The 17,431-nt window shown below is 57.0% G+C and carries 16 protein-coding genes; 7 read left to right on the top strand and 9 right to left on the bottom strand.

What is annotated here, in order from left to right:
• Positions 1-22: 22 nt before the first annotated feature.
• Positions 23-1,021 (bottom strand): hypothetical protein, encoded by a 999-nt coding sequence (locus tag EV681_RS02420; protein ID WP_130303225.1) that lies wholly within the window; start codon positions 1,019-1,021, stop codon positions 23-25.
• A 17-nt stretch (positions 1,022-1,038) separates the two neighbouring features.
• Here EV681_RS02420 and rpoN point away from each other — a divergent pair, with 17 nt between their 5' ends.
• The 3 genes from rpoN (at position 1,039) to bfr (ending at position 4,074) form a co-directional block, all read left to right on the top strand.
• Positions 1,039-2,433 carry an RNA polymerase factor sigma-54 gene (gene rpoN, locus EV681_RS02425; RefSeq protein WP_128393767.1) on the top strand — a complete coding sequence of 465 codons (1,395 nt, stop codon included), beginning with the start codon at positions 1,039-1,041 and terminating at the stop codon, positions 2,431-2,433.
• 261 nt (positions 2,434-2,694) lie between these two features.
• Positions 2,695-2,961, top strand: a complete 267-nt coding sequence (locus EV681_RS02430) for a (2Fe-2S)-binding protein (protein ID WP_014749194.1) — start codon at positions 2,695-2,697, stop codon at positions 2,959-2,961.
• Between the two features lie 636 nt (positions 2,962-3,597).
• Positions 3,598-4,074 (top strand): bacterioferritin, encoded by a 477-nt coding sequence (gene bfr / locus EV681_RS02435; protein WP_128393768.1) that lies wholly within the window; start codon positions 3,598-3,600, stop codon positions 4,072-4,074.
• A 154-nt stretch (positions 4,075-4,228) separates the two neighbouring features.
• On the opposite strand, the gene EV681_RS02440 is transcribed toward bfr, so the two are convergent.
• Positions 4,229-5,674 carry an MFS transporter gene (locus tag EV681_RS02440; protein ID WP_130303226.1) on the bottom strand — a complete coding sequence of 482 codons (1,446 nt, stop codon included), beginning with the start codon at positions 5,672-5,674 and terminating at the stop codon, positions 4,229-4,231.
• A gap of 117 nt (positions 5,675-5,791) precedes the next feature.
• On the opposite strand from EV681_RS02440, the gene EV681_RS02445 reads away from it, so the two are divergent.
• The gene (locus EV681_RS02445) at positions 5,792-6,427 is read left to right on the top strand and encodes a helix-turn-helix transcriptional regulator (protein ID WP_242612114.1); all 636 of its coding nucleotides are present in this window, start codon (positions 5,792-5,794) and stop codon (positions 6,425-6,427) included.
• A gap of 265 nt (positions 6,428-6,692) precedes the next feature.
• Here EV681_RS02445 and EV681_RS02450 read toward each other — a convergent pair whose 3' ends face one another.
• The 5 genes from EV681_RS02450 to EV681_RS02470 all read right to left on the bottom strand — a co-directional run bounded on the left by EV681_RS02450 (position 6,693) and on the right by EV681_RS02470 (position 11,795).
• Positions 6,693-7,238: a hypothetical protein gene (locus EV681_RS02450; RefSeq protein WP_128393771.1), complete on the bottom strand. Its 546-nt coding sequence runs from the start codon at positions 7,236-7,238 to the stop codon at positions 6,693-6,695.
• Between the two features lie 51 nt (positions 7,239-7,289).
• On the bottom strand, positions 7,290-8,906 hold the full coding sequence (locus tag EV681_RS02455) for a peptide chain release factor 3 (RefSeq protein WP_128393772.1): 1,617 nt from the start codon (positions 8,904-8,906) through the stop codon (positions 7,290-7,292).
• Between the two features lie 400 nt (positions 8,907-9,306).
• Positions 9,307-10,464: a Na+/H+ antiporter NhaA gene (nhaA, locus tag EV681_RS02460; protein ID WP_130303228.1), complete on the bottom strand. Its 1,158-nt coding sequence runs from the start codon at positions 10,462-10,464 to the stop codon at positions 9,307-9,309.
• A 213-nt stretch (positions 10,465-10,677) separates the two neighbouring features.
• On the bottom strand, positions 10,678-11,424 hold the full coding sequence (locus EV681_RS02465) for an RES family NAD+ phosphorylase (protein WP_128393774.1): 747 nt from the start codon (positions 11,422-11,424) through the stop codon (positions 10,678-10,680).
• The gene (locus tag EV681_RS02470; protein WP_130303229.1) at positions 11,424-11,795 is read right to left on the bottom strand and encodes an MbcA/ParS/Xre antitoxin family protein; all 372 of its coding nucleotides are present in this window, start codon (positions 11,793-11,795) and stop codon (positions 11,424-11,426) included. The genes EV681_RS02465 and EV681_RS02470 overlap by 1 nt, the downstream gene beginning before the upstream one ends.
• Positions 11,796-12,289: 494 nt before the next feature.
• Between EV681_RS02470 and EV681_RS02475 the strand changes: the two genes are divergently transcribed.
• The 3 genes from EV681_RS02475 to EV681_RS02485 are packed head-to-tail and all read left to right on the top strand — an operon-like array spanning position 12,290 to position 14,428.
• Positions 12,290-12,982, top strand: a complete 693-nt coding sequence (locus EV681_RS02475) for a LemA family protein (RefSeq protein WP_165392916.1) — start codon at positions 12,290-12,292, stop codon at positions 12,980-12,982.
• Positions 12,983-13,023: 41 nt separating this feature from the next.
• Positions 13,024-13,941, top strand: coding sequence for a TPM domain-containing protein (locus EV681_RS02480; protein ID WP_242612115.1), 918 nt, complete (start codon positions 13,024-13,026; stop codon positions 13,939-13,941).
• Complete coding sequence (locus EV681_RS02485; protein ID WP_128393778.1) at positions 13,931-14,428, top strand: TPM domain-containing protein; 498 nt, start codon at positions 13,931-13,933, stop codon at positions 14,426-14,428. The genes EV681_RS02480 and EV681_RS02485 overlap by 11 nt, the downstream gene beginning before the upstream one ends.
• A gap of 226 nt (positions 14,429-14,654) precedes the next feature.
• Here EV681_RS02485 and EV681_RS02490 read toward each other — a convergent pair whose 3' ends face one another.
• Together EV681_RS02490 and EV681_RS02495 are read right to left on the bottom strand one after the other, a co-directional pair.
• Positions 14,655-16,049 (bottom strand): GTPase/DUF3482 domain-containing protein, encoded by a 1,395-nt coding sequence (locus tag EV681_RS02490; RefSeq protein WP_128393779.1) that lies wholly within the window; start codon positions 16,047-16,049, stop codon positions 14,655-14,657.
• Entirely contained in the window at positions 16,046-17,431 is a 1,386-nt protein-coding gene (locus tag EV681_RS02495) for a DUF2868 domain-containing protein (protein WP_130303230.1), read from the bottom strand. Before EV681_RS02495 ends, EV681_RS02490 begins: the two co-directional genes overlap by 4 nt.

Here is a 17,431-nt window from a genome sequence, read left to right on the forward strand (position 1 = left end):
GCGCCGTTAACCGCAGTTTTGATCAGGTAATGGTATGTTTGACCTCATCGCGCGGCGGGCGCAGATGCGTGGTCTCGGGGCGGCCAATGGTCGGTTCCGTCTGTTCGGAGCTGGAGACCGTCGGTTGTTCTTTGGCCGGTTCCTCAGCAATTGCCGGTTCGTTCGGTGTGGGCTTGACCACATCGGTTGCTGTGTCTGCCACGTTGGCCGGGCGCTTCGGTTCAGAGGCCGGCGCGTTTTGCGTTGCTGGCCGGGCTGCCGGTGTGGTGCTGGTAATTACCGGTTCAACGGCAGGGGCACTGGCTGCGGTACTGGACGCTGAACCCAGCGTGCCCGCAGTTGCCGCGCCGGCGGCCGGCGTTGTTGGGCGGGCATCGGTCGCGACGGGTTTGGCCGCGGCAGGTTCTGGTCGCAGGGTCGGCACTGGGCCAGGCTCATCCGGCGCCTGGGTTTGTGCCAGTGTGGCGGCAATGCGATTGTCTGCCGCCACCGCGGGCCCCGGGCCCAGCAGCCTTTCCTGTTCCCGGATCTGAGCCAGTTTGCTAACCCGATTGTTATCCAGCTCATCCTTGGTGGTTTTCAGGTTACCGATATTGATGGGTTCGCTGCGGTCGCGCCAGACCCAGCCGAGTACATCCCGACCTTCGGGGGACAGGCTGCCAATCAATTGGGCCGCTGTATCTGCGGGTACGGTCTTGTATGCAGCACGCTCAACGCTTCCGCTATACCAGGCGCTCAGGAAGAAATAGACGATCAGCGTGCCCAGCAGGACCACTGCCCACCATAGGTAGGTATTGATACTCTGCAAAAAAGAGACCAGTTGTACGTTAAACTTGTTCAGAAAAGCGTAGTCCTGGGCGGCACCGAATTCAAGGATGCTTGCGGCAACCCACAGCCAGATCACGATTGTGACAATAATCACGGCGGCACGCATTATAATCCTTGGGGTAGCCAGCTTAAGCAGCGTTTTGCTTACCAATCTGGCATCATTTTGCTGAACCGCGGCATTGCTGTATTTCATAGGTATTCCAAATCGATATGCGTCATGCGTTAGAACTTCGAACCGGCCAGCAGTTGGTGCTGACCCCGCAACTGCAACAATCTTTGCGCTTGTTGCAGTGTTCTGCGCTGGATCTCCAGGCAGAACTGGCACAGGTGTTGCAGGACAACCCCATGCTTGAACTTGTCGATAATAACCAAATATCTGAAGATAGTACAAATGCAAGCGAAAATGATGCCGAGCTTTTACAACAGGACTGGGCATCGCAGCCGGGCCAGAAATCGCGCGATGACGAGTATTTTCAACCTGAAACAGCGGTAGGACTGTCGCTTTCCGAGCATCTGCGCGAGCAGTTGCGGCTGACCCATGCGTCGGAACGGGATGTCAGCCTGGCCGAATACCTGATTGAGGAGCTGGACGATAACGGGTATCTGATGTCCAGCCTGCAGGAAATTGTAACGTTGTTTTCGGAAGAGGCTGATGTCAGTGAAGACGATCTGGCGGTTGCCCTGCGCCTGCTGCAGTCGTGTGATCCGGCTGGTGTGGGCGCGCGTACGCTTTCCGAATGCCTGTTGTTGCAATTGAACGTGTCTTCCCTGGCCAATCCGCCCGAGCCCGAGGTGCTGGCTTGCGCCCGCCTTATTTGCGAGCACGGGCTGGAGGCGCTGGGGCGTGCCGATATGGCGCAACTGCGGTCCGTTACCGGCGCCGATATTGACCGAATTCGGCAGGCCCATGCCCTGATTCGGCAACTGGATCCGCGCCCCGGCAAGCAGTTCAGCACGCCTACGGCCGATTATGCCGTACCCGATGTCCTGGTGCGCAAGATAAAAGGGGAGTGGGTCCTGACCATTAACCAGACCGTCATGCCATCGCTGCGTATCAGCGAAGGGTACGAAAGCATGATTCGTCGTCTGGGCAAAGAAGCCGGCTCGGGAATGAGCGAGCAACTGGCCGCAGCCAAGGGATTCATGCGCCAGGTCAGTCAGCGCTTTACAACGATTCTGGATGTCTCGCGTGCCATTATGGACAAGCAGCGCGACTTTCTTGAATACGGCATGGCGCGCCTGCAGCCTTTGACCCTGCGCGATGTGGCCGATGCTGTGGGCATGCATGAGTCCACCATCTCCCGGGCTACGACGCAGAAGTTTATTGCGACGCCGCATGGGGTATTTGAGCTGAAACGGTTTTTTGGGTCCGGCGTAGCGACAGATAGCGGCGAAAATGCATCGGCAACCGCGGTGCAGATCCGCATTCGCAATTACATTCAGGCCGAGCCTGAGGGCAAGCCGCTATCGGACAGTCGCCTGACCGCCCTGCTGGCTCAGGAGGGTATTACCATTGCGCGTCGCACAGTGGCTAAATACCGCGAAGTACTGGGCATTCCATCGGCATCGCTGCGCAAGGCACGGGCCAGTCTTAATCACGAATAGGGACCAAAAGGGCGCGGTCCACCCGCTGCTGCGGCCGCAAAAAGCGGGATCAGGATCTGTTGGCTGCCTATTACGGGCTTTGTGCGGGCTTTGCCGGCGCACCGCCTTGGCTGCGGCCCCCACTGGCAGCCGCTTGCGTGCCATTCCCGATAAATCTAAAAAAATTGCAGTAACACCCTGAAAGAACGGGATTGTTGGACATTTTCATCAAATAGGGCAAGGCGCTTGCAACTTTTTTTGCCTTAGATGATAATAACTCTCATGTATATTTGCATTTGTAATGCCGTCACCGAAGACGCCGTTGTCAGCGCTATTTCCCAGGGCGCCAGCACGCTGAGTGACCTGCAACGAGAACTGGGCGTCGCCACCAATTGCGGGTGTTGCGCACAAATGGCCTGTAGCTATCTGGAGCGCGCAGCCTGTACCGGTGCGCCTGTTGCTCATGATGGCGCCAATGACCATTGCGGCAAAGACAAATGTGATGCGCTGGCAACAGAATCTGTGGTGCTTTGGCGTTCGGCTGCCTGATCGGTTGGCTCTGTAAACCGCAAGTCACCAAGCCACAAGGTTCACCAATTCATGAGCCATCGCTATTGGCTAAAATCATAAGCCGCAATAACAAGCCTAAAAAATAAGTCACAAATAACCAGAATAAGCTGAAAACAATCAGCCACAAATAATAAGTCATCACTAATTAAGTCACTACTAAACAGCTGCAAAAATAAGCCACAAATACTAACTCGCACGTACTCAGCCCTGCATCATCATTGGCGGCCCGGCGCATGGTTTCTCTACAGCAGAGCATTTTCAGCCTCAAGCTTGTAGTGCCACGTTGGCGACATTCAGTCGCGTTATCACTTTCGCAATATCACTTATGCTATTTTCCTTGCCGCGTTTCACCCGTGCAATAAACGGTTGCGCTCTTGCCATTGGCCGCCGCCCGAAACAGGAAAATGCTGGCACAAAGGACGGCTGGCTATGGCGCCTGGTTGCTGAACAAAAACACTTTCATTTCCATTCTCATTTACCACCTGCAGGGCTTTTGCGGTAAACCGGAGCAAAGCTGGCGTCTTCCCTTATAATTTCTCTTAACTGCACCACCGGGCTGCCTTCGCAGCCACTCAGCCGCTACTGACGGTGCCTCTCACAGCAAAGGAAACTATCATGAAAGGCGACAAGGACGTTCTCAAATTTCTGAATAAGCAACTGACTAACGAGTTGACTTCAATCAACCAGTATTTTCTGCATGCCCGTATGGTCAAAAACTGGGGGCTGAATCGCTACAACAAAAGCGAATATCATATTTCCATCGAAAAAATGAAGAATGCCGATGCGATCATCGAACGCATCTTCCTGCTCGAAGGCCTGCCCAATCTGCAAGACCTGCACAAGTTGCACATCGGCGAAAATGTACCGGAAATTCTCAAATGCGATCTGAAGATCGAGATTGACAATCACCGGACACTGACCGAAGCGATCGCACACTGTGAAAGCGTGCGCGACTACGTCACGCGCGACCTGTTCCAGGAAAACCTGGAAGACGTCGAAGAACAGATCGACTGGCTTGAAACCAATATTGAACTGATCGGCAAAATTGGTCTGGAGAACTATCTGCAAAGTCAGATGGGAGACAATGACTGATTGCTGTAAAAAGGGGCCGGACAGGCCCCTTGTTCATTGAGTGCCGGGCTCAATCGTACAGATACGATCACGTTCACAACAAGACGCCACATGATCTTGCCGCCAGTTGATCACCATCGCTGTTATCTTGCCCGTAAAGGGCGGGATCGTTTCTTCATGTCGCTGCCTTTGCTGATAACTGCACCTGCTGTTCCTGCTTGAGCGAGCTGGCCACGCACACGGCACTGCCAATGGCCATGAGTGGCGCAATAGCCAGTATGGCGAATATCCAGAATGCGGCACTGGACGTGCCTTCAATACCACCCGGATGATTGATCCCGCCCAGGTTGGCAAGCATCCCTGCCAGTGCCGAGCCTAGCGCCGTTGCGAGCAATTGCACCGTGGTAATGGAAGTGGCTGCGGTATCCTGGTCATCATCGGGTGCAACCTGTAGAACACGCGTGAGCAAATGCGGCCAGCCCAGGCCGATACCAAAACCGATCAGCGTCAATCCCAGGCAGATAAAGGCCAGTACGAGCCAGCCGCCCTGGGCGTGGATTGGTGTGGTCAAGGCCAATAACACCATGCCGGCCAGAACCAACACCGGGCCGCTCACTATAGCGCGGCGTATGCCGTTATATTTGTAGCTCGAACTCCATATTTCCGATACCGTCCAGCCCGCGGCCATCAATGCGGCCAGATAACCGGAAATCAATGGTGTTTGAGCATGTAGTGTCTGCAAAAAATACGGCACGAATGTTTCGCTGGTCATGCCGATAACCAGCAAACCAATAGTCAGGTAAAGAGCCAGCAACGGTGAATTGCGCCGTAGCGCGTTTCGGGGCAGTAGGCGCACCTGGCTGATGGATTCCTTGTAAACCAAAAGCAGCAGGAGCACAATCGCCAGCAATACACCGGCGATATTCCATAGCGGGTCGGGCGACACGCTGCCGGCACTGACTGCCAGGACCGCAGCAATCAGCAGCAGCAACTGCGCAATCGGTAGCTTACCGGTTGCGGGTGTTGTTGCACGGTTGCGTGTGGGAAGCACCCACCATACCAGCGCGATATAGAGCAGTGTTATAGGAACAAGTATGCCGAATGCGGCCCGCCAGGCATCCATTTGCGCAAACATGCCGCCAATGGCCGGACCAAGCAGGGTTGCCACGCCCCACATGGCGGAAATCAGCGCCATTGCTTTGGGCCAGAGGTATTCCTCGAAAACGGCGTAGATCATGGCGTAGCTCAGGGCAAACAAAAAACCGCCTCCCAGTCCTTGCAAGGTGCGGCCGATCAACATGACCGGCATGCTTGGGGCCAGTGCGCAGGTCAGACTGCCTGCGATGAAAAATATCGTGGCTATTGCGTATGCGCCGCGTGAGCCGGAATGGGACAGCAGCGTTGGGGTGAGCGCCGAGCCAAGAATCGACGCCACCACAAACAGCGTTGTATTCCAGGCATACAACTGAAGACCGCCGATTTCGCTGACGACCGAAGGCAGTACCGTGGTGGCGATAAAGACGTTGATGGCGTGAAGGGCCACACCGCCGGATAGCGCAATGGAATGAGCGATATTCGGGCCAGAGAGCAGATTACCCCAGCTTGCTTCTTGTGCAGCCATACAAACTCCAGATAAACGGGCGCAGCCATTGCCAGCGCTGACATGATGCGCTACAGTAATAAAAAAAGTAAACTCTTTGTATATTAGGAAGGCCTCAATATTTTGTCAAGCAATCACTTGGAAAATTCAGGAAAAGCGCCATCGACCACTGCGCAACGGCTGCTGCATCTGCTCAAGACGCGGGGGCCGCAGCAAGCTGCAGATGCTGGCGCGGTGCTGGGGATGACTGCCGAAGCGGCGCGCCAGCAACTGGCCAAACTCGCCACTGCGGGCATGGTCGAAGCCTTCTCGCAGGTGCGCGGCGTGGGCCGGCCAAGCCAGTTCTGGCAGCTCACCCAGGCGGGAAACAAGCAGTTTCCCGATACCCATTCGGAGTTGACGGTGCAACTACTGGATACGGTGCGCCAGGCATTCGGGGAGCAGGCAATTGACCGTCTTATTGATATGCGTGAGCAGACAAGCCGCCAGTTATACCAGCGTGAACTGAGTGGGTTGCCCCAATTGAAAGACCGTGTCGCCAGACTGGCGCAGTTGCGCACGCGCGAAGGGTATATGGCCGAGTTTGAGGCGCTTGCAGACGGCACCTTTCTGCTGATAGAGAACCACTGTCCGATTTGCGCGGCGGCAACGGCGTGCCAGGGGTTTTGCCGGGCCGAACTCATGGTATTTGAGCAAGTGCTGCAAGCGCGGGTCGAGCGCGTTGAACACATTCTGGCCAAGGCCCGTCGCTGCGCGTATACGATCAGGCCATAGAATTTTGTGGCGTGCAGTCAGCGTTGTATAGCATTCCTCATTCTGCCTGAACAGTTTCCGCCCGCCAGGCCAGCCGGGCCCCGGCGCTGGATGATTGCGCCATTTATTTCAAATGCAATAGAAGCTGTTTTGGCCTGAATCAGCCTGAAAAATCCCGCCAGGCAGGATATGTGCAGCCAAAAAAACACCTTCAAATGCCGTTGTCAGGCCGTTGAAGGTGTTGTTTGAACTGCAAAGACGCGTGGTCTTTGTGGTCAGGGAGCGATCAGCGTGACGGGCAGTCGGACACATTGCCCCATGCGTTGTTCGCGCCGCAATACTGATTGCGTACCCGCGACAGGCAGGCCGGGCGATCGAAAAAGCCCAGGGCGCGACATTCACTCATTGCCTGATGAAAGGCCGGTTCCCAGTTGCCTGCTTGTGCTGCGCGACCGGCCCGTGGCGAGCGTCGGATAGGGACCATGTCCTGGTCACTGTCGCTGGCATTGCCGCCGTCAAGTGTATCGGTCGCTTCGCCAGTGGTTATTTCACTATTGGTCGTGGTAACGGCCTGTTCAATGGCCTGCTCGCCTTGTTCTGCGTCCACGCGCCATTGAACCGGATCCGGCAGTTTGGGAACGCCCTGGGCACCGCTCATCAGCGGCTGCTGGGGTTGCAGTTGAACAGGACGACCTTGTGCATCCACCATGGGATTTGGATCGGACTCCATGACGTTAGGCACATTGGCAGAGACCGGTGCGTGCTCGATCAGCCAGTCTCCCGCCTGCAGGCCGCCCCATGTGGCTACGCCAGCCACAATGAGAAGGGACAAAAATAATAAACGCCAGGACATCTGCATACCTCGGTTGTAATTCGGCCAATTTTAGCCGTTTTCCCCAAATACTTTGCCGCCATGTTCACGCATGGCGTGAAAATTAATCTCCGGATTCAGTTCCTGCGCCACCCGCAACTGCGCGGGCGAAGTAATCAGGAACGCCAGTGCATCCACCACATCGTAGGCAATATGTGCTGCATTGCTGTCGATGAACTTCTTGAGCGCTTTCGGGTTCTCGCTGGTGACCCAGCGCGCCATGGTATAGCGCGAGGGGATCATGCGGGCGTCGGCGCCGTATTCTGTCTTGAGGCGATGCGCCACAACTTCGAACTGCAGTTGCCCGACGGCGCCCAGCAGCAAAGCGCCGCCCGCGGCTTGCGGACGGAATACCTGAATTGCCCCTTCCTCGCCCAGTTGGGTCAGGCCGGTGCGCAACTGCTTGGTGCGCAGGGGATCCTTGACTTCCACGGCCTGGAACAGCTCCGGGGCAAAGAACGGCAAACCGGTAAACTGTAAGGTTTCGCCTTCAGTCAGGACATCGCCCAACTGCAGCACGCCATGGTTGGGAATACCAATCACGTCGCCGGCATAGGCTTCATCAAGCAGGTCACGTCGCTGGGACAGGAACGACACCACGTTATTGGGGCGGATTTCCTTGCCGGTACGACTCACTTTCAGGCGCATACCACGCTCAAAGCGACCGGAACTGACACGGACAAACGCGACCCGGTCCCGATGCGCAGGGTCCATATTAGCCTGAACTTTGAATACAACCCCTGAAAATTTGGTTTCATCAGGTTGCACGACGCGCTGCAGGGCCTGCCGCGCGCCTGGTCTGGGCGCCCATTCCACCAACGTATCCAGTACTTCCTGCACGCCGAAGTTGTTGATGGCAGAGCCGAAAAACACCGGCGTCTGCTTGCCCGCCAGAAAAGCTTCGTGTTCGAAGGTCGGCGCGGCGTCCTGCAGCAGATCGATCTCTTCCCTGGCCTTGTCGAACGCGCTGCCGAAACGGCGGCTGATCTCAGGGTTGTCCAGGCCGTCAATGATATCTTCGTCATTGTTGCGGCGTTGCTGGCCGGCGCGGAAAATACGCATGCGATTGCGTCGTATATCGAACACGCCACCAAATGATTTGCCCATACCCACGGGCCAGGAAAACGGCACGGCGTCCATGCCCAGATGCGATTCGATTTCGGCCAGCAAATCCAGCGGTTCCTGAACCTCACGGTCCATTTTGTTGATGAACGTAATAATAGGCGTGTTGCGTGCACGGCACACCTGCAACAGGCGAATCGTCTGCGGTTCGATACCGTTGGCCGCGTCAATCACCATCAGCGCAGCATCCACGGCAGTCAATACCCGATAAGTGTCTTCGGAGAAGTCCTGGTGGCCCGGCGTGTCCAGCAGATTGATCACGCAGTCGCGATATTCCATCTGCATGACAGAAGAAGCCACCGAGATTCCACGCTGTTTCTCGATCTCCATCCAGTCTGAAGACGCGTGCCGACTGGCCTTGCGCGCCTTGACGCTGCCAGCAATCTGAATCGCACCCGCGAACAGCAGCAGTTTTTCAGTTAATGTGGTTTTACCGGCATCGGGGTGAGAAATAATCGCAAAAGTCCGACGGCGGGCGACTTCCTGCGGAATGGAATGAGTAGACATCTAGGGCTATTTTCTGAATTTGAAGATGGGAGCAAGGGCGAATATGCCCGAAGGATGGGCCTATTGCCTGCAAACCCCACATGTTAAACGTAATTGGTGTATTTGGTCTCGGAAACGGGGCTGGACGCAAATGATTCATCCGGCATGCATTGCTGCGGTCGGCCGCCGGTGGGCGGGCTGCTGGTCGATTGCACCAGACGATATCCGGTTCAGGCTGGCTGCACTTGCGGATAGCAGGCACCGCCTGTGTTGTCGGCAAGGGCATACAATAGTCGCTGCTGACGATTATTTATGGCCATAGCAAGACAAGGCTTCATACCCTGTCTGCGGTCGAGCTGATGGCGCTGATCAACAATGAATGGTTATGCCAATAATACGGGAAATCGGGCGTTGTGGCCCGCTACTGGTTTTCTTTGGCGCTGAAAAACAGAATAAAGTACCCGAGGACGGCCGCAAGCACCGAGCCAGCAAAGACGCCGATCTTGGCCAGATCCTGCACCGCCGGGTCAGTAAACGCCAGGGCGCCGATGAACAGGCTCATGGTAAAGCCGATACCGCACAACATGGCCACGCCGTAGATCTGCGGCCAGCTGGCCCGTTCCGGTTTTTTGACCAGGCCGAATTTGACCGTCAGCCAGACCAGTCCGAAAATGCCCAGTTGCTTGCCCAGGAACAGGCCTGCAGCGATGCCCAGCACGACCGGGTGTCCCAACTGGCTCCAGGAAAGTCCCGCGAACGAGACGCCGGCGTTGGCAAAGCCAAAAATGGGCACGATCAAAAATGCAACCCACGGCGACAGGCCGTGTTCCCATTTAAGCAGCGGGCTGGCGTTCGTATCCTGGTTTTTGCCAGACATGGGCAGCGTCAGCGCCAGCGCGACGCCGGCCAGCGTGGCATGGATGCCGGATTTGAGTACGAACCACCACATGAACACGCCCAGGATGGCGTAGGGCAGGGTGCGCACGACGTTGCTGCGGTTCAGCAGTACCAGCGCGATAAGGGTACCTGCAGCCAGTGCAAGATACATACTTTGTATTTCTGCCGTGTAAAACAGGGCGATCACGACAATGGCAATGAGATCGTCAATAATGGCCAGCGCAGTCAGAAACACCTTCAGCGAAGTAGGTACGCGGGAACCAAGCAGCGCCAGCACGCCAAGCGCAAAGGCGATATCGGTTGCTGCCGGCACAGCCCAGCCGCGGATTTGTTGCGGATCGTGATAGTTAAAGGCAAGGTAGATCAGGGCCGGGGCGACCACACCTGCAATAGCGGCCATGCAAGGGAGCAGCCGCTTCTGGTTGGTGGATAATTCTCCGGTCAGCAATTCCCGTTTGACTTCCAGGCCCACATAGAGAAAAAACACGGCCATCAGCCCGTCATTGATCCAATGCAGAACCGACAGGCCAGCCACATAGCTCGACAGTGTCGAGAAATAGCCATCGGCCATGGCGGAATTGGCAAGCCAGATGCCCAGCACGGCCGTCACCATCAGGATGATGCCCGAGGCTGGCTCGCTATTGAAAAAATGGACGACTTTTTGCGGAAGGTAGCGTTTCATGGGGAAGGGGCTTGGATGCTGCGGTAAACGTAAAAGGCTAACATAAATTCAGCTTTGCGTAAGCTTATTGGAGCAAGATGAGGCCGGTTTTTCGGGCGCAGCTTGTGCGTGGGCACTGAACGGCGCACGGGCTTGCCGTATATGGCCCCATCGGCTTATGAACTTGCCGGTATGGAGCAGGTCATCTGGTAAAAACGGTTATCAACAGCGATATCAGGCCGGCATGGGCAGGACCCCATCGACCAGAAAAAAGCCGATGCCGTAGGTCATGACTTTGCCGGAGCGCAGCTGTGTGAACGATACCTGGTCCGCACTGACCTCGCCAAACCACTGGTTGGTCTCTTGTGGTTTTTTTTGTTTGAATGCCATGGGGGAAAAAAGGGCAACGCACAGGCCCTGTTCAGGGTCGCGGGCCGAGCAGTATTCGAAGGCTTGCACGTTGGCGGCGCGCATGGCACTGCCTAACTGTTGAGCCGCCTGGTAATTGACCGGATCAGTCAGTTCGGCCTGATACTGATCAAACGGTGGTTCCTGAAGCTGTATCCCTTTTTCTGTGCCGTAGCGCACCGAAAAAAGCGTATGTTCGCTGCGGATCCTGTCTTTGATCGGCGTGCCATCCATTGAGTGCCAGAACACAAAACGATAGAAGGCGCTTTCGGCCAACACCGCGCCGATATTCTTGCCTCCATAGAACAGGCTGCGTTCGTGCACGCGGCCAAAGCGCGACCCCCATTTGAGCGGCGGGTAGCGGAACGGCGTTTTGAGTAGATAATGCAGGGGATCGCAGTCTGGTTGCGAAATGGGCTTGGCCTGGTCCAGCATCTGTTCCAGCAGGGCCTGTTCGTCCAGCGTGTCTACATAGCCCAACGTGGCAATCTGCTCCTGGCTTTCCACAAGCCGGTACAGCTTGCCATCAATAGACCGGATATGGTCTGGGCCGTTGCAGGCTTGCCAGATCATTACACTTTACCGCGGATGGCATCAACAAACTGCAGCACCGTGGTCATTCCCTGGATGGTTTCAATTTGGGCTGCAGGGATGCCGCCGGTGATTTTGTTTGGGGAACGCATGAAGTGGCGGATCCATTCCTGGTCGCCGCCCGTGAGGGCGAAGAGGGCGCGGGCAAGACGCAACAACAACAAGGCCAGTTCACCCTGCTTGCTGTCAGGGTCCAGCGATGCGGTGGTTTTGAGGCGGCTGATTGCGGTGCGGTGCATGCCCAGCACCGCGGCCAGCTCTGCCTGCTTTAAGCCGAGTTGTTCGGCAGCGCGCAACACTGCCTTGGCCAGAACGGTTTCAGGCGCAGGTTTGGGTTGTTGCAATGCAGTCATGGCTAAGCCTCCGATGGGTGAGACGTTAGTGCAAGTATAGCTCATTTGTGCGTATTGCACAAATTATTATAAAAAGTGCTATTTGAACATTAGAGGGGCCGTTGTTGAAAATGCGAGGCAGGTTGCCTACGGCTGCGACAGCTTGCCAGCTGCCTCCTCCAGGTCTACCCCCGGCCGGCTGTCAGCGACCTGAAGCGCCACCGCCCGAACCACCACTGAAGCCGTTGCCACCACCAACCATCAATCGTCAATCATCAGCCATCCGTTACCCGGCTGCCGGTCATCGCTGCCGGTGAGGGGCGCACAAGCGACGACTGCCGCAGCATCGCAACAGACCAGCATTGTGGGCAGCACGTCACGCCAAACTGCTAAATTTAATGAAATTAACACTCTGCAACGCGTTTGCAGGGGGTCAATTGCATCGGCCTGCAAAAAAACGGCTATGATTAGGACATTATTTTTTCCGATTCACTACCTTACGGGTTGCTACCAACATGAAACGATTTTTCGGAATGATCTGCGCATTGATGATGGCCGTGTTTTTGTCCGGTTGCGGTTATAACCAGATCCAGACGCTGGATGAGCAGGTCAAGGCGGCCTGGTCAGAGACGCTTAACCAGTATCAACGTCGTGCAGACCTGGTTCCCAAGATTGTCGCCAGTGTAAATGCCTATATGGTCAACGAGCGCGAAGTGCTCACCCAGGTCACCGAGGCGCGCTCCAAAGTGGGCACTGTACAGATTTCTGCCGATACGATTCCCACGCAGGAACAGTTGCAACAGTTTCAGGCCGCCCAGAACCAGTTGGGTTCTGCACTGTCGCGCCTGATCGCCGTATCGGAAAACTATCCGCAACTGAAGGCCGACGCCCTGTTTCGTGACCTGAATGCGCAACTGGAAGGGACCGAAAACCGGATCGCTACTGCACGTGGCCGCTACATCAAGGACGTCCAGGCATATAACACGCTGATTCGCCAGTTCCCGACCCTGATCACCGCCAAGATAATGGGCTATCAGGTCAAGCCCAATTTCGGAACCGATAATCAGGACGAAATCATGCGCAATCCCGAGGTTAAATTTGACACGGGCGCCCGCGCGCCCGCGGGTAATGCCGCACCGGCTCAGCCTGCGCCCGCTCAGCCCGCACCCGCTCAGCCCGCACCCGCTCAGCCCGCACCCGCTCAGTAATGCTACTTTCTGCCGTTTTCCAATCCCGCGGATCGAGTGTCATGTGTCGTTTGCAATCGCTGTTTCGCCTCCTGATTCTGCTGGTTGCGGTGGCCGGTTTTGCGCCGGCCATGGCGCAACAGGACGTACCGGTGCCGCAACTGACTGCAAGAGTGACCGATACCACAGGTACGCTCGATCAAGGGCAGAAGGAGGCGCTTGAAGCCAAGCTCAAGGCGCTGGAAGAAAACAAAGGCGCGCAGGTGTTTGTACTGATGGTCCCCACCGTGCAGCCCGATACCGTCGAGAGTTATTCGCGCCGCGCATTCGATCAATGGAAAGTGGGTCGCGCCAATGTTGATGACGGTATCCTGTTTCTGATCGCCAAGGATGACAGGCGCATGCGACTGGAGGTCGGCTACGGGCTGGAAGGGGCGGTGCCGGATGCACTGGCCTCGCGCATTATCAATGATTATGTCGCCCCGCATTTCAAGACCAATGATTATGCCGGGGGCGTCAATGCCGGTGTCACGGCTCTGGTATCGCTGATCGAGAACGAGGCGCTGCCTGCGCCGGAAAAAAAGCAGGCCGGCGATGGCGAGTTTGATGAAGGCCTGTTTGGTGCGTTGGGCCCCATGCTGATGTTCGGTTTTTTTCTGATCGCATTTTTTCCACCCGTGATCAGCGCAGTAGCGGCCGGCGTCATGTTGTTTGCAATTACCGGCAATATTATATGGGCAGGGCTGGCCGCCATTGCGGCATTGGTCATCAGCGGCATTGCCCGAAAAATTGTCCCCCGTGGCGCAGTGCGCGGAGCACGGCGTAACGGCGCCATTCTTGGCGGTGGTCTGGGCGGCCTGGGCGGTGGCTTTGGTGCCGGACGCGGCGGTGGTGGTTTCGGAGGGGGCGGCTTCGGCGGTGGGTTTGGTGGCGGCGGTGGCGGCAGCAGCGGTGGCGGAGGAGCTTCAGGTGGCTGGTAATAAATGGGAATGGCTGGGGCTCGATGGCCTCGATGGCTGGTGGCTGTCGCGGCGCGTGTTTACGCACGCCATGATGGAGCGGCTGACTGGCGAAATACGCAAGAGTGAAGCGCGCCATGCCGGCGAGTTGGTGCTGGCAATTGAACATGACACACCGGGGCACAGCCGGGAGACCTCTATCCGGGCGCTGGAAGTATTTGGCCGCCTGAAGGTATGGGACACGCCTATGCGTACCGGCCTGTTGCTATATATCTCTTTGAATAAACATAAATTCGAAATTGTCGCCGATCGCGGTATTGGCGTGGATCCGAAGCAATGGGATGACATTTGCACGATATTGCAAACGCGTTTTGCCGCCAGACAATACGAACAGGGGTTGCTGCAGGCGATCGCTGCTATCGAAGCAGTATTGCAGACCTCGTGTGGCGGGCAGCCGTCAGGCGACGATGGGCGTAATCATCTGCCGGATGCGCCTGTCCTGTTGTAAGCAGACAAAGGCAGCGCGCGCCGTTTTCTCGGGCTGGCGCGCGTAAAACGGTTTGGCAGTTCAGGGTTAAACAGGCCAAAAAGTAAACAGACCAAATCGGCTAAAAACCCAAAACTAAAGCCTCGCAAATTAAAGGTTAAAAAAGTAAAGACTGAAAAATAAAGGACGCCTTCCTGGCGTCCTGCATCGGTTGTTGCCGTGCTCGTTTCCTGCGATCGCACGATCGCTATTGAGTGCCGATGCTGGCGAGTGTTCTGCCCAATTGCCCGACCGCGACGTCGCGCCGCGAACCTGACGAAAAATGATCTCCCAGTCTTGACCATTCCGGATGGCTGCGCGCTTCTTGCAACTGTTCGGGCAGGGCCTGCTCCTTGAGTTCTTCCTGGGCCGCTTGCATCGATATCTGCACCGGCGCCATATCGGCATGGCCGCGTAACTCCAGCGCGCGTATCAACTGGTGTGCGCGAATGGCCAGCAGACGCAGTATGCTGTCTTCGACGGTAATCTCATGAAAGCCCTGCAGGCGCCCGTACAGCCGTTTTCCCAGCTTGTCGGTGCCCTGCCAGACGCTGCCCAGAACGCCGCCAATCAGCGCGGCGGTTCCCAGACTCAGGCCTGCTGTAAATACATCTACTGCGGCGCCGGCCATGGCGCCAGCGGCAAAGCCTTTGCCAACGTGAATGCCTGTGTCCAGCAGAGCCTGCGGATTGAACAGATCCATATTCCATCGCCCCCCTTCAAGCGGCAGGGGCTGGCCGGGATAATCTTCAGGGCGGAAACGGTAATGTGTCAGCAATGCCTTGATGCCGGCTTGCTCGCGTTGCCGTACTTTGTCCTGCATGAGCTGGGTGCTGCTTTTGACGCTATCGTCGTCGGTCTGGCTACTCAGGCGCAGCGCGGCCACGTCGATCAGCATATCGGCAACCAGCGCAAAAGCCGCATTGCGGCGCCGTTCGCGCTGTACGCCGACATCTTCGGACAGCGCCTGCAGTGTCGCCGCGTGCGTGTCGAGCACCAGCGCCAGCTTCTGATAAAGTTGCGCTTCGCCATCGAGCGCGGGCGCGACGGTGTCAAATTCAATAACCACATGCAAGCCCAGGCGTGCCAATGTCTCCTTCCAGTCCTGCTTGCGTGCGTGGGCATCGTTGATGAAATTGAGCACCGGAACCAGCGGCTTGCCACAGCGGGCCAGGATGGCAAGCTCATCCTTGTGCTTGGCAAGGATTGGATCCCTGACGTCAATAACATAGAGTCCCGCATCACAGGCGATGAGTTTTTTGAGCACGCGGGCTTCTTGCTCGAACCGCCGCTTGCTCTCGGGCGAGTCAAGAAATCGCGCGATGCTTTCCGGGCCATCATGCCGGCTGCCGGTTTGGGTCTGCAACTGATCCAGATAATCCAGCAGCCCGATACCGTCTTCCAGCCCAGGGGTGTCGTACAACTCGACCGCTGCAGCGCCATTGAGCAGCAGGCGCGCGCCTTCCACGTGGCGGGTAGTACCGGGAGCATCTGAAACCTGCCCGAAGCCGGCATCGTGCGTGAGCGTGCGCAACAGCGAGGTCTTGCCGGTATTGGTATGGCCAACGACAGCCAGACGCAGGGCGGTGTTTGCGGTCGTCATGGCGCAGCAATCCAGTCAGGAAGCGAGGCAGGGCTCAAGTGGAGCGTATCGGGCAAAAAGCCGGCGTCGGCCAGTTGTGTCTGCCAGGTTTGCTGGCGCGAAGCCTGACCGTCGCGTTGCCACAACAAAATATGGGTGGCGCGGGCAAGGCTGGCCAGTTCGGAAATCAGGCGCAGCGTGCCGCGATCGGGCGTCTGCGCCGCGTCCACGACCAGCAGCAGACCTTTGACGGGCTGGGCATGGAGCCGATCAAGCAAGGCATGACGCTGTTCACGTGATTCAAGTACGCCACCATCCTGCACGCCTGCAGCAACGGGAAACACGGGCCAGTTGGTGTCGGGGGGCAACTCAATGCCCACATAAACCGGTTCGGACGAATAAGCGCGCGTGACGTTGTCACCCGGCCCTGATCGTGTGTCGTCGCCGGCCGGCGCATCAATACCCAGGTTTTCGCTGGTCGGCGCAAGCCGGGCAACCAGCGGACTGTACGAAGGCAGATCGATATCCAGCCTGAGTGCCAGCAACGCACCGCGCAATTGCCAAAGACATATCACCAAACTGATAACGCGCAACAACAGGCCGTAGCACAGGACCACGCCCAACAGCCAGGCCGACCAGATGGCATAGGTATTTTCCGATAGTGTTGCACCTGCTGTGCTCTGACGCACCAGTTCAGCATCCGGTATGGGAAAGCCCAGCATGGCGGGCAGCGCGCCCAACGTGCGCGTCAGCGAGACAAACACGTCGGGAGACAGAATGGTCGTCTCCCAGCCAAAGGTATAGCGCTGCGCTGCCAGCAGACCCAGCATGGTCAGCAGGGCGGCAAGAAAAAACAGCACCCAGAACCCATGACTGACACAGGACAAGGCCCATTTGAGGGCACTGTTTTGCGCCAGCAGCGAGACAAAGGATTGGGGCGCCAGTGCGGCTTCGGGGCCGCGCGCGATCTTGCGACTGAGCCACAGCCAGAGCTGTCCCAGCCAACTGAATGCCCGTGAGGACAGGAACAGGGAAAGGACCCAGAACAGGAACGTCAGGCCGTGTACGCCGAGCAAGGTCACAATGGCCAGCAGGACATTGATATGGCGATTGGCAGAACCCAGTACGCCAGCGGCAGCGCCTGCACCACCCAGCAGGGCCACTAAGGCCAGGATAAGCAGGGCCAGTTTCGCACCTTGCGTCCACTGTTCGACAAGCGTGGTGGTGTTTTCGCGATCGGCGAGCAGGCGCGCACGGCGCACGATTTTTTCTTCGGGGCTGTCGTTGCCACTGCGCAATTGGCGAATGAGGGCAGCGTCATCAAGCGGCCCCCAGTGATCTTCGCGCAGGCGAATGGCCTCGGTCAGCCAGAAATCCTTGAATGAAAATTTACGACGGGCCAT

The organism is Advenella incenata (genome assembly GCF_004217095.1).
GTDB lineage: Bacteria > Pseudomonadota > Gammaproteobacteria > Burkholderiales > Burkholderiaceae_B > Advenella > Advenella incenata.